18 protein-coding genes and 1 pseudogene are annotated in these 24,979 nt (G+C 66.3%); 5 read left to right on the top strand and 14 right to left on the bottom strand.

The features are described 5' to 3' along the window. Positions 1-2,328, top strand: a complete 2,328-nt coding sequence (locus Q4V64_RS00415) for a tetratricopeptide repeat protein (RefSeq protein WP_172629633.1) — start codon at positions 1-3, stop codon at positions 2,326-2,328. Between the two features lie 977 nt (positions 2,329-3,305). Continuing rightward, complete coding sequence (locus tag Q4V64_RS00420) at positions 3,306-4,529, top strand: IS110 family transposase (protein WP_124445779.1); 1,224 nt, start codon at positions 3,306-3,308, stop codon at positions 4,527-4,529. A gap of 254 nt (positions 4,530-4,783) precedes the next feature. Here Q4V64_RS00420 and Q4V64_RS00425 read toward each other — a convergent pair whose 3' ends face one another. The 6 genes and pseudogenes from Q4V64_RS00425 to Q4V64_RS00450 all read right to left on the bottom strand — a co-directional run bounded on the left by Q4V64_RS00425 (position 4,784) and on the right by Q4V64_RS00450 (position 10,849). After that, on the bottom strand, positions 4,784-4,969 hold the full coding sequence (locus Q4V64_RS00425) for a hypothetical protein (RefSeq protein ID WP_253267473.1): 186 nt from the start codon (positions 4,967-4,969) through the stop codon (positions 4,784-4,786). Positions 4,970-5,058: 89 nt separating this feature from the next. After that, a pseudogene (locus Q4V64_RS54620) lies at positions 5,059-5,739 on the bottom strand (HAD hydrolase family protein); the annotation flags it as partial. Between the two features lie 56 nt (positions 5,740-5,795). Beyond that, the gene (locus Q4V64_RS00435) at positions 5,796-7,040 is read right to left on the bottom strand and encodes an MFS transporter (RefSeq protein ID WP_124445203.1); all 1,245 of its coding nucleotides are present in this window, start codon (positions 7,038-7,040) and stop codon (positions 5,796-5,798) included. Between the two features lie 68 nt (positions 7,041-7,108). After that, on the bottom strand, positions 7,109-8,422 hold the full coding sequence (locus tag Q4V64_RS00440) for an LLM class flavin-dependent oxidoreductase (protein WP_124445264.1): 1,314 nt from the start codon (positions 8,420-8,422) through the stop codon (positions 7,109-7,111). 241 nt (positions 8,423-8,663) lie between these two features. Next, positions 8,664-9,752 (bottom strand): hypothetical protein, encoded by a 1,089-nt coding sequence (locus Q4V64_RS00445; protein WP_124445204.1) that lies wholly within the window; start codon positions 9,750-9,752, stop codon positions 8,664-8,666. 68 nt (positions 9,753-9,820) lie between these two features. After that, positions 9,821-10,849 carry an asparagine synthetase A gene (locus tag Q4V64_RS00450; RefSeq protein ID WP_216377723.1) on the bottom strand — a complete coding sequence of 343 codons (1,029 nt, stop codon included), beginning with the start codon at positions 10,847-10,849 and terminating at the stop codon, positions 9,821-9,823. Positions 10,850-11,213: 364 nt separating this feature from the next. Here Q4V64_RS00450 and Q4V64_RS00455 point away from each other — a divergent pair, with 364 nt between their 5' ends. Beyond that, positions 11,214-11,510, top strand: a complete 297-nt coding sequence (locus Q4V64_RS00455) for a hypothetical protein (RefSeq protein ID WP_124445206.1) — start codon at positions 11,214-11,216, stop codon at positions 11,508-11,510. Between the two features lie 933 nt (positions 11,511-12,443). Here Q4V64_RS00455 and Q4V64_RS00460 read toward each other — a convergent pair. Beyond that, positions 12,444-13,187 (bottom strand): helix-turn-helix transcriptional regulator, encoded by a 744-nt coding sequence (locus Q4V64_RS00460; RefSeq protein ID WP_124445208.1) that lies wholly within the window; start codon positions 13,185-13,187, stop codon positions 12,444-12,446. Positions 13,188-13,241: 54 nt separating this feature from the next. On the opposite strand from Q4V64_RS00460, the gene Q4V64_RS00465 reads away from it, so the two are divergent. Further along, positions 13,242-14,456, top strand: a complete 1,215-nt coding sequence (locus Q4V64_RS00465; RefSeq protein WP_124445265.1) for an MFS transporter — start codon at positions 13,242-13,244, stop codon at positions 14,454-14,456. A 242-nt stretch (positions 14,457-14,698) separates the two neighbouring features. On the opposite strand, the gene Q4V64_RS00470 is transcribed toward Q4V64_RS00465, so the two are convergent. Beyond that, positions 14,699-15,520: a helix-turn-helix transcriptional regulator gene (locus Q4V64_RS00470; protein WP_172629574.1), complete on the bottom strand. Its 822-nt coding sequence runs from the start codon at positions 15,518-15,520 to the stop codon at positions 14,699-14,701. A 68-nt stretch (positions 15,521-15,588) separates the two neighbouring features. On the opposite strand from Q4V64_RS00470, the gene Q4V64_RS00475 reads away from it, so the two are divergent. After that, positions 15,589-16,350 carry a dienelactone hydrolase family protein gene (locus Q4V64_RS00475; protein ID WP_124445209.1) on the top strand — a complete coding sequence of 254 codons (762 nt, stop codon included), beginning with the start codon at positions 15,589-15,591 and terminating at the stop codon, positions 16,348-16,350. Between the two features lie 547 nt (positions 16,351-16,897). Here Q4V64_RS00475 and Q4V64_RS00480 read toward each other — a convergent pair. The 6 genes from Q4V64_RS00480 to Q4V64_RS00505 form a co-directional block, all read right to left on the bottom strand. Further along, positions 16,898-18,550, bottom strand: coding sequence for a DUF885 domain-containing protein (locus tag Q4V64_RS00480; protein WP_124445210.1), 1,653 nt, complete (start codon positions 18,548-18,550; stop codon positions 16,898-16,900). Positions 18,551-18,614: 64 nt separating this feature from the next. Further along, positions 18,615-19,832 carry an aminotransferase class I/II-fold pyridoxal phosphate-dependent enzyme gene (locus tag Q4V64_RS00485; protein ID WP_124445211.1) on the bottom strand — a complete coding sequence of 406 codons (1,218 nt, stop codon included), beginning with the start codon at positions 19,830-19,832 and terminating at the stop codon, positions 18,615-18,617. A 94-nt stretch (positions 19,833-19,926) separates the two neighbouring features. Continuing rightward, positions 19,927-20,154: an acyl carrier protein gene (locus tag Q4V64_RS00490; RefSeq protein ID WP_253267474.1), complete on the bottom strand. Its 228-nt coding sequence runs from the start codon at positions 20,152-20,154 to the stop codon at positions 19,927-19,929. A 28-nt stretch (positions 20,155-20,182) separates the two neighbouring features. Then, entirely contained in the window at positions 20,183-21,742 is a 1,560-nt protein-coding gene (locus Q4V64_RS00495; RefSeq protein ID WP_124445213.1) for an amino acid adenylation domain-containing protein, read from the bottom strand. Positions 21,743-21,776: 34 nt separating this feature from the next. Then, positions 21,777-23,570 (bottom strand): 2-isopropylmalate synthase, encoded by a 1,794-nt coding sequence (locus tag Q4V64_RS00500; RefSeq protein ID WP_253267475.1) that lies wholly within the window; start codon positions 23,568-23,570, stop codon positions 21,777-21,779. Further along, positions 23,567-24,796, bottom strand: a complete 1,230-nt coding sequence (locus tag Q4V64_RS00505; RefSeq protein ID WP_253267476.1) for an MFS transporter — start codon at positions 24,794-24,796, stop codon at positions 23,567-23,569. The genes Q4V64_RS00500 and Q4V64_RS00505 overlap by 4 nt, the downstream gene beginning before the upstream one ends. Positions 24,797-24,979 lie beyond the last annotated feature (183 nt).

Genomic DNA, 24,979 nt, shown 5'->3' on the forward strand with positions numbered 1-24,979 from the left:
ATGGTGGCGTTGGCGGTGGTGACGAACTATGTCACCGCATCGCTGCCGGGATGGGCTGAGGATCCGCGGTTGGTATGGGGTGTCTTCGGCGGGCTGACTGTCGTCGCACTCGTGCTGCAGTTCTGGGGGCGGCGTTTGGACACGGATCAAGCCGGTGCGTCAGGCGGGCGGCCGGTTGCTGTGAGCAGGATCGTGAGCGATGCGGCTGAGTCGCTTCGTCCCCCCAGCATCGACAGGCCCGTCCGAGGTCGCGAAGCCACCATCAGCGACCTGCAGCGGCTTCTTCGGCGTTCCCGGGTGGCGAACCGAATCGCAGTGGTGACGGGCACAGGCGGTATGGGCAAGACGACGGTGGCTGCCGCTTTGGCCAAGAAGGCTCAGGAGAAGGGGACTCCAGTCTTCTGGATTCCTGCTCGGAACGCGTCGGAGCTCGCTGAGCACATGGTCAGAGTTGCGGTGGCATGCGGCCTGCAAGAGGAAGCACTGGAATCAGCCCGAGCCGGCCGAGTCAGCTTGGCGGACGCCGTGTGGGAACAACTGGCCAAGACCAAACGGTGGCTCATCGTCCTCGACAATCTTGATGATCCCGACATTGCCAGGTCCGGCTCCGGTCCGCTGCATGACCACCGCGGCTGGGTGCGATGCCCCGAGCCGGGGGGTCTGCTGCTGATCACCAGCAGGGTGGCTGACGGGGGGACATGGGGCGGCGGATCCACTGTCATGAGACTGGCGCCCCTGCCCGACCATGACGGTGCCCAAGTCCTCCTCGACGGTGCCCCTCAGGCCGGGAGCCAGGCAGAGGCCGAACTGCTGGCGCAGCGCTTGGGCGGCCTGCCGCTCGCGCTCCGCGCGGCAGCCAAGTACGTCGCAGCGCCGAGCAGTCGGCACCCCACTTTTGCGGGCTACTGCCGCGCTCTTGGAACGGAACTCGCGTCCCTCATCGGAGCCGAAAGCCCGCAGGCGTCCGACCCTGAAACGGCGCGCACGGTTGTCCGGCATACGTGGGACTTGTCTCTGGACCATCTCGCAGACAACGGCATTGTCCTCGCCCGTCCGGTTCTCCGACTGCTGTCGTTTCTTGCCTGGGGGCCTGTGCCCGTCTCATTTGTCACCCCCGAGCTTGTCGCGCAGGCGACTGGCCTGCCGGCCACTCAGTCCGGCGTGGATGCCGCCTTCAATGGCTTGTCCGTCTACGGCTTGCTGGAGGTGGCCACTGATGCGAGCGGAGCCCCCGTGCCAGGGCTCGTCGACCTGCACCCGCTCGTCCGTGAGATCACGGCCCTTGATCTGACTCAACGCACCGACACTCTGCAAGCCTGGCACGCGGCGCTCGCGCGCCGCATTAGCCAGGCGATCGCGGATGTCGCGGGGGCAGAATTGAGCGACCGCTCTGTCGCGCGGCACTTGTTCCCTCACCTGCTCGTGATCGCAGCTCTGGGCGAGAACCGCGGGAACCTGAATCTGGCACAGGCAGTGGCCACCTTGGCGAACGTGCTGCATCATGAGCGTGATCACGAGCACGTGCTGATCCTCAGCGAAATGCTGGCGGGAGCCTCGGCCGAAGGGATCGGACCTGATCACCCGGACACCCTTACTGCTGTCCACAACGTGGCGATCACCCTCGGATACCTGTCGCAGCACCAGGACGCCGTCGAGATGCACCGGCAGAACCTTGGTGCACGGCTGCGTGTCCTGGGACCTGATCATGCCGACACCCTGGCCAGCCGGGATGGTCTAGCCGTCTCCCTTGGGGCGGCCGGAGAGCTGGACGAAGCCTTCTCCCTCCTTGAGCAGAACCACCAAGCGGCTGTCCGGCTGTTCGGACGCGACCACGACCAAACTCTCCTCAGCCGGCACAACCTTGCGGGAGGGTTCGAAGACCTAGGGGATGTCCAGCGTGCAGCTGCTCTGTTCCGAGAAAACCTTCATGAGTGCACCCGTGTTCTCGGTACGGACCATCCTTACGCGCTTGCCAGTCAGTCCGGTTTGGCCTCTGCGCTGAGTGGGCTGGGCGATCAGGACGGGGCCATCGCGCTCCGCCGGCAGAGTCTCGACGCTTGCCTGCGTGTCTTCGGCTCTGAGCATCCCGACACCTTTGTCGCGCGCAGCGATCTGGCGTACGAGCTCGAAGAACTTGGGGAGTACGTGGAAGCCATTGGCCTCCATGAGCGAAACCTCACCGACCGCCTTCGTGTTCTGGGCGCCGACCATCCGGACACACGTGCCAGCCAGGACGCACTCGTACACGCGCAAGCGGTTCTGCAGCCGGGTGGGGTCTTCGGGAACTTGTTCCGGAGAGTGCGTTCCGGTGGGTCGCCAAACCCTTGACATGTGGGTCGGCGTGGCGAGGACGAGGCCAACATTGAGCAAGGCGGCTGCGGTGAGTCCTTCGCGTGCGTCGCGGACGCCACATGGCCGCTGGTGGTCCTCGGCGCCGCCTTGTGCTCGGACGGCCTCGGAGTTGCGCATAGCGATCCCCAGGCGAAGCACTGTGCTGGGCCACGGTCCGGCTGCCCAGCAGGTCAACTTGCTGGGCAGCCGGCACGCGAGAACGAAAATGCTGTCTGGGGAGTACGAGCGGGTACGCGACGAGTCGCAACGATCTGGTCACCTTCACGGCCGAGTCGGGCGGCGTCGTCTGGTTGGGCCGCACCAAGACCGGCGACGTGGCCGCGATCGTAGTGCGATGGGCGGGCGCACGATGCCGCTTACCGGTGCAGTGCGCACCGCGCCGTTCGGTTCATCCCTGGCGGCGCTTGCGGTAGCGGGCGGGCTGCCACGGCGGGTTCGGTTTGCCTACGGGGTACTGCCGCGTTCGGCGACGGCGCTGCGGCGGCTTCGGAGGCGGGTACAGCGCCGCTTGGCGCCGTCGGCTCTCCTCAACGAACTGTCGGATCTGTTGCAGCCGCTCGGGCGAGAGCTGGCGCCCGGTCAGGTCCATCATTCGGGTCCTCCGCCTTCAAGGGGGTCGGTCCCTGCACCCTGGCCGCCGCCCGACGGCTCCGGGGCCCGCCTGCCGGTCGCGTCCCGACAGCCCCGTTACCTTTTTCGTGGCCCCGCAATGGGGCGCCTGGCCCCCGGGTCCGGTATGGCTGTGTGCCCCCTGTCGTACGGATGACCTGGGGGGTGTTGCCGCCGGGCTTCGGGGCACCGCTTGACCGCTGATGAGGGGCCTGACGACCGCCTGGTCCGGCGCAATGCCGGGCCGTTTCACTGGTGGCATGTCTGCGTAACGTGGTTGCCGGCGTGTGGTGCCGCAGGGACGGCCGGGAGTTGAGGAGACGAGTGGCGAGGGGCACGCGTACATGGTCGACACGACCGCGATAGATCTTTTCCTCGGCCTGGACCTGGGCAAGGAGTTCCACCACGCCCACGGCCGGACCGAAGACGGCAGAACCGTGCACGACAAGCGGCTGCCCAACACCGAGCCGAAACTGCTGGAGCTGTTCACCAGGCTGGTGGCGAAGTTCGGCACTGTCCTGGTGATCGTGGACCAGGTCGCCAACATCGGCGCGCTGCCGCTGACGGTGGCCCGCGCGGCCGGCTGCCGGGTGGCCTACCTGCCCGGGCTGTCGATGCGGCGGGCCGCCGACCTGCACCCGGGCGAGGCCAAGACCGACGCCCGCGACGCGTTCGTGATCGCCGAGACCGCCCGCACCATGCCGCACACCCTGCGCGCGGTGGACCGCGACGACGAGGTGCTGGCCGAGCTGACCATGCTCACCGGCTACGACAACGACCTGGCCGGCGAGGTCAACCGCGCCACCAACCGGCTGCGCGGCCTGCTCTCTCAGATCCACCCCTCTCTCGAGCGTGTGCTCGGCCCGCGCCTGGCCTACCCCTATATCCAGGCGCTCCTCCAACGGCACGGCTCCCCGGCGAGACTGAGGAAACTGGGCCGGGCCCGCTGCGAGGCCCTGCTCAAGGTGCACGGTTCGCGCAAGGCCCACCACCTGACCGCAGAGATCTTCGACGCGCTCGCCGAGCAGACCCTTGTCGTGCCGGGCACCGAGGCATCCGCGCTGATCGTGCCGGGACTCGCCGCCCAGCTCGCCGCCGCCCACACCCAGCGCCGCCAGGCCGAGCAGGAGATCGCCGCCCTGCTGGAGGCCCTCCCTCTTTTCCACCTCCTGACCTCCCTGCCCGGCCTGGGCGTCAGGACCACAGCGGCCGTGATCGTCGCGATCGGCGACGGCACCGGCTTCCCCACCGCCGGACACCTCGCCTCCTACGCCGGACTCGCCCCCGCCACGAAGTCCTCGGGCACCTCCATCCGCGGCGAGCACGCACCCCACCGCGGCAACCGGCTCCTCAAACGCGCCCTGTTCCAGGCCGCGTTCGCCGCGATCGGCTGCAAAGCCGACCCGTCCTCCCGGATCTACTACGACCGGCAACGCGCACGCGGCAAGACCCACACCCAGGCGATCCTCCGCCTGGCCCGCCAGCGCGTGAACGTCATCCACGCCATGATCCGCACCGGGGCCCTCTACGAAGCACGCACCCCGAACGACGTCGACCTCGCCGCCTGACGACTCCACCGCCCCTACCCTCCAAGCCCCATCACGCCCGCGCACCGGCACGGCCACTCCGGCCCTGCCGGCCACCGGGATGCCCATCAGCCACCCGATCCGCCAGGAACATCCCGCTTCGCGGGACGTTCCCGAAAACCACGATCAACCCCTACAAGCCGACCCCCCGGGGTTGACGAAACAGATAGGGGCACCCCCCTCCCGCAGTACGGATTCCACCGCACTCTCCTTGAGCCGCACCGTGCGCACGGCGGTCACGTCTGCTGGCCCGGCCCAGGGCCGTGTCCGCGCTCCGGGCCGGGCTGCTGGTGCTGCTGCTGGCTGCCCGGATCGGCGGCCGCGGGCTTCTGCTCCCAGTCCTGGTCGGCGATAGCGCGGCGGCGGGCGTCAGCCTCGCGCTTGATGGCGGCGAACCGGGCGAGGTTCTCCGGCGTACGCAACCACGTCGCGGGATCAGTCGTCCGGCCCTCCAGTAGCTCCGGCTTCGCGGCCTGCTGATGGGCGTGGACGGCGGCGGCCCGCTGCGCCGGATGGCCAGCGTGCTCGCCTTCGAGACGCCGGGCCCACTTATCTCCACCACGGCTCTGGGGCTTGATCGGGTTACGCTGCTGCGTCCATCGATCGCGAGGTGGGCGACGGCGAGGAAATCGTCCGCTGGGAGCACGGGGTGAAAAGCCAGGATGCGGACCACAGGTTGTTCGGCGAAGGGACCGCCGGGCGACAGCAGGTCCTCGGCTGGGGCGACGAGGCTCGGGACCTCCCTGTGCACCTTCGGAAAACCCGGCTCCTGATGGAAGGTGCACGTCTGCTCCACCGCGTACACGGTGCCCGGCGCTGCGTCCCGCAAGCGGTTGATGGCGTCCAGCGCGTTGTCCCGTGGCAGCTCCCGTACTTTCAGGAGCCGTTGGCCGCTGCTGCGCAGATCGACCACGGTCGAGCCGTTGCCGCAGATCGCCACGCCGGGACCGTAAACATGCCCGGCGATGACATCCATCCAGCGTGCCCGGCGGCCGGTGACGAAGAGGACTTCGACGCCGGCTTCCGCGGCGGAGGCTAGAGCCGTGGCCGTGCGGCGGGAGACCGACTTGTCGTCACGCAGCAAGGTGCCGTCGAGGTCGGTGGCAATGAGCCGCGTCGAACGGATGGCAGCAGCAGGGACTGTCTGCCTGTGTCTCGGGTCTGTCCCCGCACTGCTGTGGTGGGCGCCCATTCTCATTCCCCGCTTTCCTGAATAGCTCACGTGGTTGTGCTGACGCTCTCGACTTACTAGTGCTGCACCGACTGAGCATCCGGATGATTGCCAAACCCGTCCGCCCCCTGCCGCGGCCTGCTGGCGCGGGAAAGCACGAAGCCGATCCCGATGGCCGCTGCCGCCGAGATCCCGCCACCTACAGCCAGGGCGACTCGGGCGCCGTACGCGTCGGCGATCCAGCCGGCCATGGGGGCGCCGATCGGGGAACTACCGAGGAAGACCACCATGTACAGCGCCATCACCCGGCCGCGCATGGCTGGAGCGGTGCCAGTCTGGACACAGGTATTCGCGGTGACGTTGATCGTCACGCCGAACAGTCCAATCAGGGCCGTGAATAGCGTGAACAGCCACTGTGACGGCGCTGCTGACGCGACGACCTCTGTCGCGCCGAAAGCGAACGCTGATCCGACCACTACTCGCTTCACGGCGGAGCCACGGCGCGCCGCGATCAGGGCGCCAGCCAAGGATCCGACGCCCATCATGGTGTTGAAAAGGCTGTAGGAGCCGACACCGGTGTGGAAGACGTCGTCTGCGAAGGCTGAAAGGTAGACCGGGAAGTTGAAGCCGAAGGTGCCGACAAGGCCGACCAGCACGAGCGTCCACAGTAGATCCGATCGGCCGGCGACGTAACGCAAGACCTCGCGCAACTGTCCCTTGGTGCGAGAAGTACGTTCAACGCAGTGCAGCTCACTTGCGCGCATGAGCATGAGACCTGCCAGCGGCGCGACGAATGACAGGCCGTTGAGGAGAAAGGCGGTACCGGCATTCGTGCTGGCGAGCATCACACCGGCGAGGGCAGGACCGAGCAGGCGGGCGAACTGGAAGTTCGCCGCGTCGAGACTCACCGCGTTCTGTAGCTGGCTGTTGTCAACGATCTCGGATACGAACGCCTGACGTGCCGGATTGTCGACGACTGTGGTCAGACCGACGACGAAGGCGGCAAGCCAGACGTGCCAGACCTGGACCTCGCCGGAAAAGATCAGCGTCGCGAGTGTGAGAGCGGTGAGAGCCAACCAGGCTTGCGTGGCGAGGAGTGTGCGGCGCTTGTTCCAGCGATCGACGAAGACTCCGCCATAGAGGCCGAAGCACAGCATCGGGAGCGACTGGAGCGCAACGGTGACACCGACAGCGGTCGCCGAACCGGTGAGGCTGAGAACCAGCCAGTCCTGTGCGGTGCTCTGCGCCCAGGTGCCGATGTTCGAGACGATCTGTCCAATGAGGAACAGGCGGTAGTTACGGACCGATAGCGAGCTGAACATCGTTGATCGTGAAAGCATGTCCCGCCGGGCATGGGAGGTGTGCACTGGGCTGCTACCGAGGTCTCGGGTCAATCGACCAGGACGGGTTCGACTGAGTAGCGACTGCGTGGACGGGCGAGTCCGTAGTGCTCTCGCAGCGTTGTGCCGGAGTACTCGGTGCGGAACAGGCCGCGAGCCTGCAGGATCGGCAGCACAAACTCGGCGAACAGCGCGAAGTCCGTCGGCAGTTGGTGTGGCATCACGTTGAATCCGTCTGCCGCACCGTCTTTGAACCACAGCTCGATGTTGTCGGCAACCTGTTCGGGTGTCCCGACGAGCGCCCAGTGTCCTCTGGCGTGGGCGAGGCGCTGCATGAGCTGGCGGGCGGTGAGCCGCTCGCGTCGCACGAGGTCGACGATGACCTGTACCCGGCCACTCGCGCCGCGTTCGCCCGTCATGTCCAGCGAGTCGACCGGGAACGGTCGATCGAGGTCCGCCGCGGTCAGCTCGACGCCTAGGGTCTTGTTCCACGTCCCCAGCATGTGCTCAGGCTGGATCAGCTCGTCCAGCTCGCGTTGTCTCGCTTTTGCTTCGGCTTCCGTCGAGCCGATGACGGGACTCATGCCCGGAAGGATCAACACCTCGTCCGGGCTGCGGCCGGCCCTAGCTGCGAGCCTCTTGATGTCGGCGTAGAAGGCCTTGGCGCCACCGAAGTGAGGTTGTGCGGTGAAGACCGCTTCGGCATGGCGGGCCGCGAAGGCGCGCCCGTCGTCCGAGGAACCCGCCTGGACGTACACCGGTCGGCCCTGCGGCGTCCTCGGTGTGTTGAGCGGGCCCGCTACCGAGAAGAACTCGCCACTGTACTCGATCCCGTGGATCCGGTCGGTGTCGGCGAACATGCCGGACACGGAATCCACGACCAGGGCCTCGTCTTCCCAGCTGTCCCAGAGTTTCGAGACGACGTCGATGAACTCCGTGGCACGACGGTAGCGGTCGGAGTGCGGGGGATGTGCGGGAAGCCCGAAGTTGCCGGCCGCCTCGACGTGCTGGGTGGTGACGATGTTCCACCCAGCACGACCTTTGCTCAGGTGGTCGAGCGAGGCGAACAGCCGAGCAAGGTTGTACGGCTCGGAATAGGTGGTCGACGCCGTCGCGATCAGGCCGACCCGGCTTGTAGTCGCAGCGATCGCGGAGAGCCAGGTCAGGGGCTCGATCTGTAGCCGGCTCGCGAATCGGACGGTCTTCGGCAGATCTACCGAATCAGCAAAAAAGATCGCGTCGAACCGAGCAGCCTCCACCTGCCGGGCAAAGGAGATGTAGTAGTCGATGTCCATGAGCCGATGCGGCTCGCTGTCCGGGTGCCGCCACGCAGCCTCATGATGACCACATGGACAGAAGAACATGTTCAGATGCAATTGTCGTTTCACTGTGCTGCACCAAAGATTCTTTGAGGGTTCCCGCGCTGAGTCGATGTCGCAAGATCGCAGTGACGGCGCTGATGCAGAGCTCGGCGATGAATTTCAGAGGACGGCCCGAAGAGTCGGGGAAAAGAGCGTGTGCTGCAGGCTCATGCCAAGCGAGACACTCGCCGGACCGGCTCCTATGCTGACACAATCAGTCTCCGGCTCAAAACAGCCAGTGCATCTATCGATGCATAAATCCGTAGTCGGTGGTGCAGCGAACGACGTCATCAAGCAGCAGTTCAGGAGCGTCGCCACGAAGGTAGGCGGCAGTCGCAGAAAGCTTCTCCGACCACTGCGCCTCGTCCAGCGCCACTCCCTCTTCCTTGATGTCGGGATTCGCCTGATGAAAATCGGCCATTGCCGACGATATGTACGCGTTCGGCTTGACCGTTGCCTCGGACTGCAAGAACAGCGTGATCGCTGGTTTGTGCGACGCAGTCGTACGATCGATCTCGACATCGTGCACAGCATTCGTCGACAGGAAATAGCTGTCGCCTGCACTGAGCAGAAGGCGATTCTCCAGCGCTCGAAGATGGGCGCTCTCTCGGTCGTGATGAGGAGGCCAGACCCCGTCCACCCTGTTCAACGCAGTTCCGGCGTAGCGGGCGTTGATCTCATGGTGGACCTCATCTACTCCGGCGGTCTCACGGTAGATCGACTGCCTCAACGTGCCGATCGACACGTATGAGACGAAGTCGAACGGATGTGAGTGCGGGGGCTCGACCACCGTTGCGGCGTCGATGGTCTTCGTTGCCTGGAACCCCACAGCCCCGGGATTCGGCTGCCAGATGTGGATTGTCAAAGCCCATTGGGCCGGCGGGTAGCCGAGGAACTCGTCCACGTTGTGCGCGGGCGAAGTCGTACCGGAGGTAGCGTCCTCCCCGGAGGCGAGAACCAGGGTCTGACCGGCCCAACCGTAGATGCAGTGCGTTCGGCCGCCACGTGACCTTGTCGCGGCCGCAGCCTCGGATGAGACCGTGCTGCCCAGAGAGCCACGTAGGACGTCCAGGAGCAGAGCCAGGTTCTCGGCCTTGCCGAGTGTCCTGACCAGAGTATTCATTTTACGGATTCGAGCTGCCCCACGCGGCACCCGCCGAATCTCCTCGAGTAGATCGGTGAGCTCTTCGATCGGAGCGGCCCGCCGCTCAGGATGTTGAAGCCAGTTCGTGGTCAATTCACCGACGCGAGCGTCGGTGAATCCTCTCGTGAGCAGGTCCCGGCTCGCTTCCAGCGTGAGTTCGTCAATGTCGACTTCTTTTTCGGGAACCACGTTCTTCTCCTTCAGTGCCTACCTCGTGAAATCGCTTCTCGGCTGCCCATGTCGTGCATCCCATCCCGTCACAGGGATGCCGGCACACCCTTCAAGCGCGGCATCACATGCATGTCCCGGATGTCGCCGTGCTGCAGCGCCCACATCAGGTACCGTTCCAGGCCCATCCCAAAGCCGGCCGTCTCCAGGGGATGAGTGCGCTTCATTTCTAAGTACCATGAGTAGTCATCGGGATCGACTGCATGCACTGCGAGCGCCGAGAGAGTGTCGTCAGCAGTGCCGTGTCGAGCACCGCATCCGACCACTTCACCAAGCCCGGCCAACAGGTCCGCGCAATCGGCGCGGCCGTTTGGTGCGAACTTCTGGTAGAACGGGACAGAAAGATGCGGGGGATGAGTAAGCCATACGGGTCCGTCGAACCTTTTGATCAATTCCTGCTCTCCGGCGCGATTGATCGTCGGCGCATCCGGTACCTCGAATTTGAAGTAGCTGGATCCGAGCATCTCCATGGCCGCGTCAAAAGTTATGCGGGGAAATTCGTCCTTCTCTGTGACTACTTGCAGGTGCGCGAGTGAGCCAGAGAATTTCTCCATGGAGCTATGGACAGGATGCTCAAGTAGTCCTCGAGCGAGCGCACGGAAGTAGTCCTCGACCAACGTCATGACGTCGGTAAGGCCGCCCGATATCTCGGCCTCGGAATGAAAGAACTGATTGAGATGAGTCGCGTCCGGATCTTCGCCGCGAAAGGTCGGCATCACGTAGTAAGCGCCGACAGGGCCATGCCTCAAGATAAACTCGAGTTGGAACTGCATCGAATCCGCAAGATACGTTTGATCACCCAGGATGTTGACCGACACCGGCAGACTGTCGCTGCCGAGACCCATTGGGCTCGAAACCGAAGAAACGGTAATCGGCATCAGGACGGGCATGATCGACAATCTGCGGTAGAAATCCACGGTGGTTTCGAACAGCGCGCCGTAGATCGTGGTGAGCATCTGGTACCAGCCCGAGTCCGCCGCGATGGCTCGATGTGCCTCGGGGGCGGCCCACAGATTCGGCGGTGTCAGGTCGTTTTCAGTTGCCGAGAGGAAGTTCAAGATGAAACTCCTACCTGCGAGTTCTGACATTGTTTACAGTGTGAATAAGCGTCGACGATTCCGCTGGCTTGGCAAAAATTGAGTGGCCGCTTGTCGGCGCTGCCGTGAGGGTCGAGTCGCTCAATCTCGCGGTCACTTAAAAATGTTATAGAGGCTGGTTGAGTGCGGGCTTGAACCACAGCGCCATGTCACTGGAACCTGTGCGCCAACGGTGCGTCGACGTGCAGGTAGCAGCAGGAAGGAGGGCAATGACGCATCTCTCCTGTGCAGCGACGCATAGGCTTCACGTCCTCCAAGAGAAGTCGGCCTCGACCACACGCAGGCCCGCCACTACCGCTCCTGGCGCCGGCACGTCGTGCTCGCGATGGCCGCCCTCGCCCTGCTCGCCGTGATCGCCAGCCTGGACCGACGCACCCATCCCGACCCGGTCCTGCCTGTCGACGGCAATGCGGCCCCGCCCGAGCACTTCGGCCAGATCGCCCTGACCGTCACCGAGGCCCGCCGCCTGTTCCAACTGTTCACTGCCCTGCTACGGGACCTGCCCACCGCCGTGGCCACCCGCCGGATGGCCTTCCACCTGCAATGGTCCAGCTGGCGACACCGCCACCAAGCCCGCTCCCGCTGGCACCACTACAAGCGCCGCCTGGCCGCCCTTGCCTGACTACTCACCTCGACCACCCGTCAGATCACGAAGTGCGACTGGAGTACTATGCCGTGCGCACGGGAGTTGTTGGCGCGGGAAGTACATCTGTGCGAGGCCGCCGGCCGCGATCTGCTGGAGCTGCTGCTCGGCGGCGCCCTGCTCCCGCGCAGTGAACAGCCGGTCCGCAAAGACGGGCCACAGGGCCTGGGTGATGCCGTGGATCCGGCGTCGTCTGGCTCGGCGGTGAACCCTGACCTCGCGCGCGTGGAGACGACCAGGTCGTCCGAGGACGCCGCCTTCTTGCGGGCGTGGCGAGGTTATTGCGGGCGCGGAGGGTGTCCAACACCATCGGCCCTGATCTGTGCGCGCTGCTCCGTTAAGTCGGTGTGGAGCGTCCCGAAGCGTCTACCAGCGTCGGCGGCCGCCGCCACTGAGCCGGAGGGGGGAGGTCTCGCCTGGCCTTGCGGGATCCGGCGGGCAGCGCACACTCGGCGTCGGGTTTGGCAGGGACACACGACTGACAGCCATGCGCTGGACGGCACGACCGTGCCCAGCGAGTCGACGGTGGTCGCGCCGGCACGCGCGTTGGGCGGGGGAAAACGCCGTGTGAGGCGCAGCGGAGCGTCATGCCGTGTTGGCGGGCCGGCGGCACCCTGGTCGCCCGGGTGAATTCTCCATCGTCATCGCCGGCCTATTTCCTCTCGTACAGGGATGAGGCAGGTCAGGGGCGGGAGTTCGGGGCCGGGAGGCAGGACAGTGCAGACGCCGTGGACGGCGCGGGGCTGAGTGACGTGACGCATGGCTTTCGTTGCCTTTCTTCGCAGAACGGGAGCAGTAGATTCGCGGCCCGGACCTCTTCAGTGCGAGCGACGAACCGTCGAGCGACAGCCTTGCGCGCACGTGTTGGGACGACCTTGCGCCGTTCGCCGGTCCCGGAGGGGCCTGCATCCGTCAGCAACGCGAGTGGGCGCCCGGCGTATGGCCGAAGGTGCTCCGGAAGACGTCGATGAACGCGCTGGCGGACGACCAACCACACAGGTGCGCTACCGCAGTCACCGGCATGTTCTCGGCAAGTAGGACCAACGCTTGTTGGAGCCGCAACTGGGTGCGCCACTGTGGGAAGGTCATGCCGAGATCGCTGCGGAACAGCCGGGACAGAGTGCGGTCGCTCGCCCCGACCTCACGGCCCAGTTCGGCGAGAGTGCGACTGTCGGCCGGATCAGCGCGCAAGATGTCGCACAGCGTCTGCAGCAGGGGCGTTGCGGGTGTGGGCAGGTGCAGTGGCTGCTTTGGCGAGGCCCGCAGTTGATCGAGCAGCACGGCTCGTAGGCGGGCGCGTTCGGGACTGTTGTCGTCCTGGGTCGACGTATAGGCGACGATCAGTTCGCGCAGCAGCGGGCCCACTGCGAGCACGGTCGGCGTCTCCAGGGCGAGCGGGTTCTCGGTCGCTGGCAGCCCTACCAGGTGCAGTTCGAGCTCGCCGTGGGCCTGGTGAGCGTGCACGGTGCCAGCAGGTACCCAGATGGCACGGGTACCCGGGGCGACCCACGAGCCTGTGCTGGTGGTGACGGCCAGCACTCCGCGGCCGGCGTAGACGATCTGGTGGTCGTCATGGTGGTGGGCATCTATGGCGGCACCGGGCGCCAGCGACTGAGTGCGGGTCGGGGCAACCGGCTCATGGCGGATCTGCGTCATTGTCTGGCAGTTTATCGGAAGTGCGACACCGTCGTCGGCGCCGACCATGACGGGGTGCGAAGAAATGCGTCCATCACACTGTTGTCCGTCGGGCACGCTTGCGTCGACATTTACCAGGGCGCCGTGGCGTCCCTCGTACCGTTCTTCGTCGCCGAACGCGCCTACAGCTACGCCGCTGTCTCTGGCATCGTGCTCGCCGCCTCCCTGCTGTCGTCGGTGGCGCAACCAGTGTTCGGTGCACTCACCGACCGCTGGGCGATGCCCTGGCTGCTCCCGGTCAGCACGCTGCTGGGTGGTCTAGGTATCGCGCTCAGCGGCGTGAGCGGCTCCTACGCGCTGACCCTCGTGTTCGTGGCGGTGTCCGGGGTAGGCGTGGCCGCATATCATCCCGAGTCCGCCCGGGTCGCCCGGCTCGCAAGTCGGGGCAGTCACAGTTCGATGGGCTGGTTTTCGCTGGGCGGCAACCTCGGCTTCGCAGTGGCCCCGCTCATGGTCGCCGCAGTTGTTGCCACCGGAGGTCTGCACCTGACGCCGCTGCTGGTACTGCCGGCGCTCGTGGGTGCCGTACTGTGCTTGCCAGTGCTGCGCGCGCTGGAGCGGCAGCAGTCCGCCGGGTCCGGTACAGCCGTGACGGCCGGGAGCGACGACAAAGCGTCGTTTGTGAAGCTGTCGCTTGCCGTGGTGTGTCGATCGATCGTCTTTATCGGCCTGAGTACCTTCATCGCGCTTTTCGCCAAGGAGCGCATGGGCGACAGCACGGCGGCGGGCACCGCAGCCCTGTTCGTGCTCTACCTCGGCGGCGCGGTGGGCTCCGTGCTGGGTGGAACGCTAGCCAACCGCTGGGACCGGGTCACCGTTGCGCGCTGGTCGTACCTGCTCACGGCCGGATCAGTCGCGGGTGTGGTGTTCGTTCCCGGCCCGGCCCTGTACTTGTTCGTGGCTTTGACCTCAGCCGGCCTGTACGTCCCATTCTCGCTGCAGGTCACGCTCGGACAAGACTACCTGCCCTCGCGCGTGGGCACCGCCAGCGGGATCACACTCGGTCTGACCGTCAGCATCGGCGGCCTGGTGAGCCCTCTCATCGGGAGCGTCGCCGACAGAACATCCCTACAAACGGCCCTGGCGCCACTGGTCTTGATGCCCGTACTGAGCTGGCTGCTGTTCCGCGCTCTACCCGAACCCACCATGCCGCAGCCCGGGGCTGCCCCACATCTGAAGGGAGACGACACCGATGCCGCGCTCTCTCCCGTCCGGCCCGATCACCGCTGACCAGCCCACACCACCAGTCTGCCGCGCCTCCGAGGTGAATGACCCGCCAGACTCTGCGACCCAGGAACTCTGCCCGCTACAGGAGTGGGGCTGCACTACCGTTCTGCGCCAGCCATCCTGGCAAGTGCTGTCCAGCCACTCGATATCAGACGGCGAGGTGGAGTACTGCAAGTGCAGTTGCAACGCCATCGAACGGGCGACCGGTGCCGGTGTGTGGCGGATGCTGGTGAGGTGAGGCCCATCTACAACAGCTGGGAGATCCGAGCCTGGTCCTGGGCGGTGGCGGTGAAGGTGACCAGTTTCCGCTCGGGATCGTCGGCGAGTTGGAGCACAACGTGCTCCAACTCGATCTCCCCGAGGACGGGATGACGCAGCCGCTTGGTGCCGGAGCTCAGGGGGACGACTCTGTACTGGGGCCACCAGCTCCTCACCTCGGGGCTCGCCCCGTGCAGACGCTCGAGCAACGTGCTGAAGCCGGGGTCGCCTGGGTGTCGTGCCGCGGCCGTGCGGAATCGGCCGAGCAGTGCGGATGCTTCGGCCGGCCAGTCGACCATCACCTGACGGGCGCCCGGGTCGGTGAACATCCACCAGAGCAGGTTGCGGGCTTCCGGTGGCCGGGCGGGCCAGTCGGTCCACAATGCGCGGGCGGCCCGGTTGGAGGCCAGCACGTCCCAGCATCGGCCGGTGACATAGGCCGGGCATGGGTCGAGCCGGTCGACGAGCGAGACGACGGCAGGTGAGAGCGTTTCAGCGACGGCGGGTGTTTCGGCGGGTGGGGCTCCGTGGATGAGTTGGTGGATATGACTCCTCTCGGTGGCGTCGAGCCGCAGGGCCGCTGAGAGGGAGTCGAGCACCTGGCGGGAGGGACGCACGTCGCGGCCCTGCTCCAGGTAGGTGTAGTACGTCGAGGAAATGGCCGCGAGTTGGGCCACCTCTTCCCGGCGCAGACCGCGGGTCCGGCGCCGAGTCCCCGTGGGCAGACCGACATCCGCTGGCTGAAGCCGCTCCCGGCGGGAGCGGAGCAGCTCTCCCAGCTCCCTGGCCCGGACCGTGGACTGGGGCATCCTGGTACTTCCATTACTAGGAAAAACGTCCTGTGGATACCAGTCCAGGCCCTGGCTAGGTTGGCGCCATGAACCTCAGGAACACAAACGTCGGCATAACCGGGCCGTACGCCATCCGCACCGAACACGTCGACATCCCGGTGGGCAACGGGCCGCCGATGGGGGCCTACATCGCCCGGCCAACGGCTCCCGGCCCGTTCCCGGGCGTCCTGGTGGGCATGGAGCTCTTCGGCGTCGATGCCGGTGTCCGCGACGTCTGCGACCAACTCGCGGGACTTGGGTTCGTGACACTCGCGCCGGACTTCCACCACCGAACCGCCCCCGGAAGCGAACTGCCCCGGGACCCCGCGGGGCGGGAGCGAGGCTTCGAACTGCTGGGGCTGATGACGCGCACCACGGTTCTCAGCGACGTGCGCGCCGCCATGGACCACCTTCACGCAGCCGGCAGCGAACGCGTCAGCATGGTCGGGCTGAGCCTCGGCGGTCACATCGCCTACGTCGCGGCCACGGAGTTGGACCTCGCCGCAGTAGTCGTCTTCTACGGCGGCTGGCTGCCGAGCACCGACATCTCGATCAGCCGCCCCGAGCCGACGCTGTCACTGACCCCAAAGATCACCGGGCGTGTCCTCTTCCTCGTCGGCGAGGAGGACCACGTCGTCCCGCCCGCACAGCAACGCGAGATCACACAGGCGCTGCGCGAGGCCGGCATCCGTCACGAGATGGTCGTCTACCCCGGTATCGGACACGGATTCCTCGGCACCGATCGCACCACGTCAGCCGACGCATGGCGCCGCGTCCACGCACTACTGCAGACCAGCGCCGAAAACTGACCACCGAGACTTCCGGGGCGTGCCGGTGAGGGAAGCCGGCCCGTGGCTCACGTTCACCGCCTCCGGAGAGATGGGCCGCCCTCCTTCCATGCCCGATTGCTCCGCCGCGCCCGTGGAACTGACCGCTTCCGAGCGCCACCGGCTCAAGGAGATGGCCTACGGCCACAAGACCCCGCACCAGGCACGCCAGCGGGCGACGATCGTGCTCCTGGCGGCACGAGGCCGCGCGAACGCCCGGCACCGACTTCACCGGCCACGCCCTGCCCTCGCAGAACGGCTTCAAGGCCGTCATGGCCATCGGCGCCGGAGCAGCCCTCCTCGCCCTCGCCCTCGCCACCTTCATCCCCCGGCACCGCGCCGCCGCACAGCCGACCGCCGACCGCCGACCGCCCGGAACGGCCGGTGGTGGTCACCGGCGCGAGGGCGTAAGACCCCGGCGCTCGCCTGCTGCCCCACCGGGCGCCGCCGCGCGGCACGAGGAAACCCCAGGTCGAAGATGTGCCGGCCCGGGGTCTCTGCCAGCCGCTACGGCCACCGGGGTTCAAGCTCAGTGGGCGGCCACGTTCGCCGTCCATGCGGCCACCGCGTCGTCCAGCACGGCCATCGGCAGGGCTCCGCCGCCCAGGACGAGGTCGTGAAAGGCTCGGACGTCGAAGGCCGCGCCCAGTTCCCGCTCGGCCCGGGCCCGAAGCCGTTGGATCTCCAGCCGCCCGATCATGTAGGACAGTGCCTGGCCGGGCATCTCGATGTAGCGGTCGGTTTCGGACTGAATCTCCACCTCTGCCATCACCGTGTTGGTCCGCAGATACTCCACCACCCGCCGGCGACTCCAACCGAATGCGTGCACTCCGGTGTCCACCACCAGTCGGGCCGCCCGGGTCGAATCCATCGCGAGCATGCCGAGCCGCGCGATGTCGTCGGAATACAGGCCCATCTCTTCGGCCAGCCGCTCGGCGTACAACCCCCAGCCCTCGCTGTAGGAGTTGATCAACACCAAGCGCCGAAGCTGCGGCAGTTCCGCCAGCTCCTGAGCGACCGTGATCTGGAAGTGGTGTCCGGGCACCGCCTCGTGGAAGGTGAGGGCCTCCGACACGTACCGGTCCCGCTCGGTCGCGCGGTAGGTGTTGACGAGGTACGTGCCCGGTCGCGAGCCGTCCAGCGCCGCCGGGCTGTACCAGGCGGCGGCCGCATTGGGCGCGTCCGCCTCCGGGGTGGGCTCCACGACGCATCCGTGCGAGGGCATCAGGCCGAACCACTGCGGCGCCGCCTTCTCCGCGCGCTCCACCGCGGACCGCGCTGCCGCCACCAACTCCTGCGCACTGCCCCAGCGCAACGCGGTGTCCGTGCGCAACCGGTGGTGCACCTCGGCAACCGTACGCACCCCGAAGACTCTGGAGCCGATCGCCACGTACTCCTCGGCCAGCTGCTCGATCAGGTCGAGGCCGATCTGATGCAACTGCTCGGGGGTACGGTCGGTCGTCGTGTGCATCCGCGCGAGGGCGGCGTAACTGGCGTCCCCGTCCGGCAGCCAGCACAGGCCGGCCCGTTCCGGGGAACGGCCGTGCGGTGCGATGTCGGTGTCGAGTGCTTGCCGGTAGGCGGCGAACGCCGGCCGGACCACGTCCTCGATCAGACGATCCCGCTCGGCCACCCGAGAACCACTCAGTAGCGGCTGGCGTAACGGGTCACCCGCCGCGTCCGCGAGATAACCGTCCAGGCGGGTTATCGCATAGCGCGCCCGTTCCCCGACCGGGAGCCGGCCGGCGGCCACCCCGCTGCGGTGGCGGGCCGTGACCTTCGCGAGGTAGTCGGGAATCGTGGCCAGCCGCGTGAGGTAACTGCGTTCCTGCTCCACGGTGATCGGTCGAGCGAGAGGCACCATGGTGAGGAGCCGGGCGATCGGTGAGACCAGGTAGTCGGCCATCGTGTGCTCGACCAGCCGGGCGTCGATCCGGTCCACCACTGCCGCGGCCTGCTGCGTCACCACCGCCTGGGTCGCCCAGTCCGGCTCCGCCGGATCGAGTTCACCCGCGGCGGCGGCGATGTCCGCCGCCCGGTCCCGCAATCGCGCCTCCGCCGCCTCGTCGTGGTCGCTCAGCAGATGGTCGTAACCCGGCAGGCCCTGGATGAACTCGTTGAGAGGATCCTCTTGGGCAATGACGTCGAGTAGCTCGTCGGCAAGCTTGGCCGTGGTGCTCATGCAATCAATCCCTCTGTTCCAGTACTGCAACGGGCGAGGACGAGATCCGGAGCGCTGGAAGACCTCATGTCTCCGAATATGTACACAGTTCTTCGAGCGCTTTGGCCAGCCGACGGACCCCTTCCGCTATCAGCCGGTCGTCAGGGCTCAAGCTGAGCCGGAAGCACCGGGTCCCGTGCGTGCGTAGGAACGGCGATTCCAGCGGGGCGACGAAGAAGTGGCGACCCGGGACGATGAACATCCCGTTCCGCTTGAGGAGTCGGTAGAGCTGGAGGTCGTCGAACCAGTCGTGGTCCACGTTCAGCCAACAGAACATGCCGCCGTCGCTGCTGTGCAGCCGCCAGTCGATGTGTTCCGGGAGGGCCTCGGCGAGCAGCTGCTCCGCCATCGTGCGTTTGGCCCTGTAGTAAGGCTTGATGTGCTGTGCCGTCAGTACATCGATGTGCCGTTCCGAGAGAGCTCGTGCGGCCGTGGCCTGCACCAGTTGTGGGGCGTGCAGCGTCGCATTCGCCATGAAGGACACCATGGGGTCGATGAGCGGCGCAGGACCTATCGCAAAAGCAATTCGCTCTCCGGGCAGACCCGCCTTCGACAGGGTGAACAGATTGATCACCCGGGAGTGGATGACAGGCGCAAGGTGGGTGTGCACGATGCCGGGGAAAGGCTGCCCGTACGCGTGGTCGATGACCAGGGGGGCGTCGTGGTACTCGGCCAGCTCGATCAGTACATCGAGTTCATCGGCATCGATGGTGCTGCCCGTGGGGTTGGCCGGGTTGGACAGCAGCATCATGCCCATGTTGTCGAGCCGGCGCAGTGCCTCCACATCGACGCGGTACCGGAAGGACCGCTCCCCGTTCCCGACGACTCGCGGTTCCACTCCGATGATTCCGCCCGAGTCCAGGCCGAGCCCCTGGTAGCCCGTGTAGTCGGGCAGGCGCGGCAGGACCAGGCGCCGCAGCCGGTCGTTGCCGTCCGGCCCGGTGAACAGCGTTGTCGCGATGAAGGCCAGCATCTGGCTTCCGGGTCCGACGACAACGTTCGCGGGCTCGATCGACCAGCCGTAGGCCGAATTGAAGTACTCGACGATGGCTTCGACCAGGACATGTGTGCCCCGCGAAGGGCCGTAGCAAGTGCTGGTCTCGACGAACTGCGCGTCCAGGGTCTCCCTGGTGAGCCGTTGCCATGCAGCGACGACCTCGGGGATGTACGAAGGATTCCCGGGGCTGAGATTGATCCATTCGTCTCCACCGGCGCTGTCCCCCGCTGCGGCGATATCCTCCATGATGCTCCGGATGCCTGACAGCCCTGATATCTGCTGGCCGCGACTCGATAGCTGCACTGCCTGAACCTTCTGTAGGAGTGAAACGTCCGGGCGATCAGTCGGCTGACAGGGCTGCTCCGATGTGCTCGGAGATCTCCTTGACAGTGGACTTACGGAAGAGGAGATCCATCGGAACGGCCACACCGATCTCGGCGTGGATCTCGCGCTGAATTCTGGTCATGGTCAGTGAGTTACCGCCGAGGATGAAGAAATTGTCGTCGTCGGAAAAATCATCGCGATTGAGAGCGCGGCCCCATATTGCGTGGACCTTCGAAGTGATCACTGGTGATACTCTCCCCATTCTTTGAACATCAGGCCGCGACCATGGCTGCCAGTGCCCGGCGGTCCGTCTTCCCGTTCGCGTTGAGCGGGAAGGCCTCCACAGCGACGAACTGCTGCGGGATCATGTTGTGAGGCAGCACACGCAGCAGGTCCGCGTACAGGCTCCGGGTGTCGAGAGGGCTCACCGCCGGCAGCACATAGGCCACCAGGCGCGGCTCCCCTGCCTGATCGGGCAGGGCGAGCACGACGACGTCCTCCACGAACTCGTGGCTGCGCACACCGTGCTCCACATCACCGAGATCCATCCGCATGCCGCGGATCTTCACCTGGGCATCGGCCCGGCCGACCACCACCAGTTCTCCGTCCGCGGTGACATAGCCCCGGTCACCGGTCCGGTAGATGCGCATCGGACCGTCCGCGACGGGCAGTTCGGTGAAGCGCCGGGTGTCGGCCGGCGAGGCGTTGAGGTACCCCGCGCTGACGCTCAGGCCCGAGATGCAGACCTCCCCCGTGGTGCCGTCCGGGACCTCTGACAGGTCTGAGTCCAGGATTCGGATTTCGGTGTTGTACACCGGGGGGCCCACAGGCGTCGCCGACCCGTCATAGCGGGGATAGTCGGTCAATGTGTGGGAGCTGGCCACGTCAGTGCATTCGGCCACCCCGTACTGGTGCAGCAGGACACAGGTGTTGTTCTCCCGGGTGGCCCATTCCTCGACCCGTGACACGGACAGTGGTTCACCGCCGATGAAGACATGGCCTACCTGGGTCAGAGCGCTGCCTGCCACGGCAAGCTCGTGCTCGATCAGCACATAGAGGGTGCTCGGCGCGCAGTGGAGTTGTCTGACGCGCTTCTCCTCGATGATCTGATAGGCCATGACCGGATCGAATGTGCGGCTGGGCAGCAGATGGATGGCGGCTCCGCAGAACAGCGGCGCCATCAGACCGCGCTGACTTATGTCGAAGCCGAATGAGCTGACGGTCAGCCCGTCGGCACTGTCGTCCAGCCGGTACTCCAGGCGCAGCCATTCCAGCAGGTTGTACCAGCCCTCATGGCGAATGGCCGTCGCCTTGGGTGTTCCGGTCGAGCCCGAGGTGAATACCACGTAGCACAGGTCGTCGTTGCCGAGGTCGACGTTCGGGTTCGACGCGGGCTCCGCTGCGAGAGCGTCGGTCAGCTCCTCGACGAGTACCAGTTCACCGGTTGCCTGGCCGAGCAGGTCGCGGGTGTCCGCAGAGACGATGTTCAGCTTGTTCTGATCGAGCTGGGACACCATCAGCCCCAACCGCTCAGCCGGGTAGGTGGGATCCAACGGCACGTAGGCCGCGCCGGCCTTCATGATCCCGAGAATGCTGACGACAAGCTCCGGTGTCCGGTCCAGGCATACGCCGATGACCGAGCCTCGACCCGCACCACGCGAGATCAGGTGGTGGGCGAAGCGATTCGCCCGCTCGTTGAGTTCCGCGTAGGTGAGTTCTGAACCGCCACAGGTCAAAGCGGTCCGCTCCGGGGTCCGCCGCGCATGGGACTCGAATACCCGATGGACAAGCAGGTCTTCGGGAAGGGAGACGTGCCGGCCTTTGAGAACCATGAGAAGTGGTTCCTCTCAAGAGTCATGTGACGGGTCAGGAAGCCAGGGCTCGACAGACGGCGGAGGTCACGGCGTTGAGCCGGGCGGCGTCCCGATCAGCGGCAAGTCCGGCCCCGTACCAGGACTCCCCGTTCAGGCTGAGCAACGCATAGGCGGCGAAGCCGTTGCCGAGAGTTTCACCGACGGTGTGTTCCGTCAGTTCTAGGAGTTCACATATGAAACCGGCGTCCAGAAGTGCGTCCACATAGGCGGCAGCAGTGTCGGCTCCGGTTCCGCTCAGCCGTACCTCCGCACCGTTGCCCACAACCACGAGGGCCTCGACGTGCGTCGTGGATTCCTCGCGGATGACGCGGAAGTCCTTGAGCAGAAGTGCCGACTGCGCGAAATCGAGGTACTCCTCGGTGAAGATCGCGCGGAGATCCCGGGACGTCAGCTCCGAGCCACGGTCGTCGGCGACACGTTGCACCCGCTTGGCGTACTCCACCCGGAGCCCGCGCGGCAGGTCCAGCCCATAAGCGCTCATGAGCAGGTGCGCCACACCACTCTTGCCGGACTGGCTGTTGACTCTGACGACTGATTCGTAGGCCCGCCCCACGTCCTTGGGGTCGAGGGGCAGGTAGGGGACGTCCCAGGGCACCTCGCTCCAAGCGATGTCGGCTGCGAGGGCTTGGCGTTCGATCGCGGCGAGGCCTTTTGCGATGGCGTCCTGGTGAGTTCCCGAGAACGCGGTATAGACGAGGTCGCCGGCATAGGGGTGACGGGGAGAGGTGGGGAGCCGATTGGCGAACTCGACCGTGCGGCGGATCTCGTCGATGTCGGAGAAGTCCAGCTGAGGGTCGATGCCCTGGCTGAAGAGGTTCAGTGCGAGAGTCGCCAGGCATACGTTGCCGGTACGTTCGCCGTTGCCGAAGAGGGTGCCTTCGATCCGGTCCGCCCCGGCCATCACGGCCAGCTCGGCGGAGGCCACGGCCGTGCCGCGGTCGTTGTGCGGATGCACGGAAAGGATGACGGCGTCCCGACGGTCGAGATTGCGGTGCATCCATTCGATCTGGTCCGCATAGACGTTGGGGGAGTCGGTCTCCACCGTGCTCGGAAGGTTCAGCGTGACCGGGCGGTCGCAGCTCGCGTCCCAGAGCGCCGTGACGGTGTTCGACACCTGGAGAACGAAATCGGGCTCCGTCACGTTGAACGTCTCCGGCGAGTACTCGAACCGCAGGTCCGCACCCTTGGCGGAACTCGCCTTCCGGGCGATGTGCTCAGCCGACCGGACGGCCATCGCCTGCACCTCGTCAGTGCTCATACCGAACACGACGTCGCGCCACAGACAGGCGGTCGCATGGCACAGATGCACCATCGCCCGGTCGGCGCCCTCGATGGCCTGGAAGGTCCGGTCGATCAGCTCGAGCCGCGCCGGGGTGAAGACGGAGATGGTGACGTCGTCGGGGATCTCGTCGTTCTCGATCAGCATGCGTACGAAAGAGAAGTCCGCGTCGCTCGCGGAGGGGTACCCGACCTCGATGTCCTTGAAGCCCATGCGCACGAGCAGTTCGAACATGCGTCGCTTGCGCTCGACATCCATCGGGCTGCTCAGCGCCTGGTTTCCGTCCCGAAGGTCGACCGAAGCCCACAGTGGAGCCTTGACCAGGGACTGCGTCGGCCAGCTGCGGTCGGTAGGCTCGTACGGAAGCCGGGGTCCGGACCTCGCGTAGCGTCGAAAGGGCATGGAGGATCCGCGCTGCGGGTTCCACCACGGCTGATGCGAACCGCGCGGGCCCGCAGGCGTCTTGATTCCGGACAATGCGAACCCTCTCTCTGATGCCGCGGTCATGTCGTTTCTCCCCCAGTCGTGAGATGCGGTTGCTCGGGTGCCACAGCCCGGCCGGCTCGGTCGATTCCGCGATCGGAGCGCAGCCCCGGCATCAGGACCAGCGTGATCATGATTGCGAGAGCGGCGTTCACGGCTATCCCCGTCGAAGGCGAGGAGAACTCGGCCACCGCGCCCGCGAGGGCGGCACCGAGGCCCTGCATGGTGCGCATGCCGGAGGTGTAGAGGCCCAGCGCCTGCCCGCTCAGCTCCCCGGGGGTCAGCGACAACAGGCGTTCCTGAAGGACCCAGTTGGCCGAATATCCGACGGTGGCGAACATGACGGCCAGCAACGCCAAGGGCAGTGCCGGATGCAGAGCGAAGATCAGGTAAGGAGCGGCGAGCAGCAGCAACAACGGCACACCCAGGCGCTCCCTGTACCGCTGAGGCAGGAGCCGACCCGTCAGGATGTCGCCGACCAGCATGCCGAACGCGCCGGAGGCGAAGAGAAGTCCCGCGTGCCTCGGTGCATAGGCGACGTAGAGGGACTCGCAACCGACGACCAGTCCGCACGGAAGCCAGAAGGAGAGGTAGACGAAGCGGCGTGACTTGGAGGACCACAGCCGTACGTTGTTCCGCCAGGTCTCGGTGGCTGAGGCCCGCCCGAGGGCTCGCGGCGGGCGGCGGCTGAGGCCGGCCAGGGCGACGAACGAGGCGGCAAGGTAGAGGGCGGCACCGATGAGCAGCGTGTCACGCGGTGACAAGGCCGTCGTGAGCACGCCGCCGACCGCGTACCCGCAGATCTGCATGAGGCCCATGGCCATGCTGAGCACCGAGCTGCCCAGCACGTATCCGTCGCTCGGGAGGATCTCGTTCAGCAGTCCGAAGCTCACGCCGCCGCCCACCGCCGCGATCACCCCCTGGCCCAGGAGGATGGCGAAGACAGCCCACACGGGCAGACCGGGGATGGCCTGGACGGCCGTACTCAGGCCGAAGATCAGGCTCATGCCGGTCAGCGCGGCACGGGGCGGCAGACGATCGGCTCCCGACAGCAGCGTGGTCGCGCCGATCACCTGGGCGAGAGAGGGGCCGAACATGGCGAGTGTGGACAGCAGTGGTGAGCCGGTGGCCGTGTAGATCAGCGTGCTGAGGGCCAGTCCGCTGACCGTCTGGGCGGCTATCTGCCCGGAGTACGCGAAGAAGAGCGGTGTGAACTCCGGCGTGCGGACGAGTTCGCGATAGGTGCGCATGTCCGCCGTCTCACAGACCGCGCCGCGGCGCGTCACAGCGAGTCCGAAGGCCCCGGTGCGCGGACCGGCCGCGTACCCGGGCGGGCGCGGAGGTGTCCTCGCCGAGCCCGGACCGGGCTCCTTGACCCACCCCCGACCCGCATAACCCGAATCTGCTCAGATTGACCGAAAGCATCTCAGAAC

Source organism: Streptomyces sp. NL15-2K (assembly GCF_030551255.1).
Classification (GTDB): domain Bacteria; phylum Actinomycetota; class Actinomycetes; order Streptomycetales; family Streptomycetaceae; genus Streptomyces.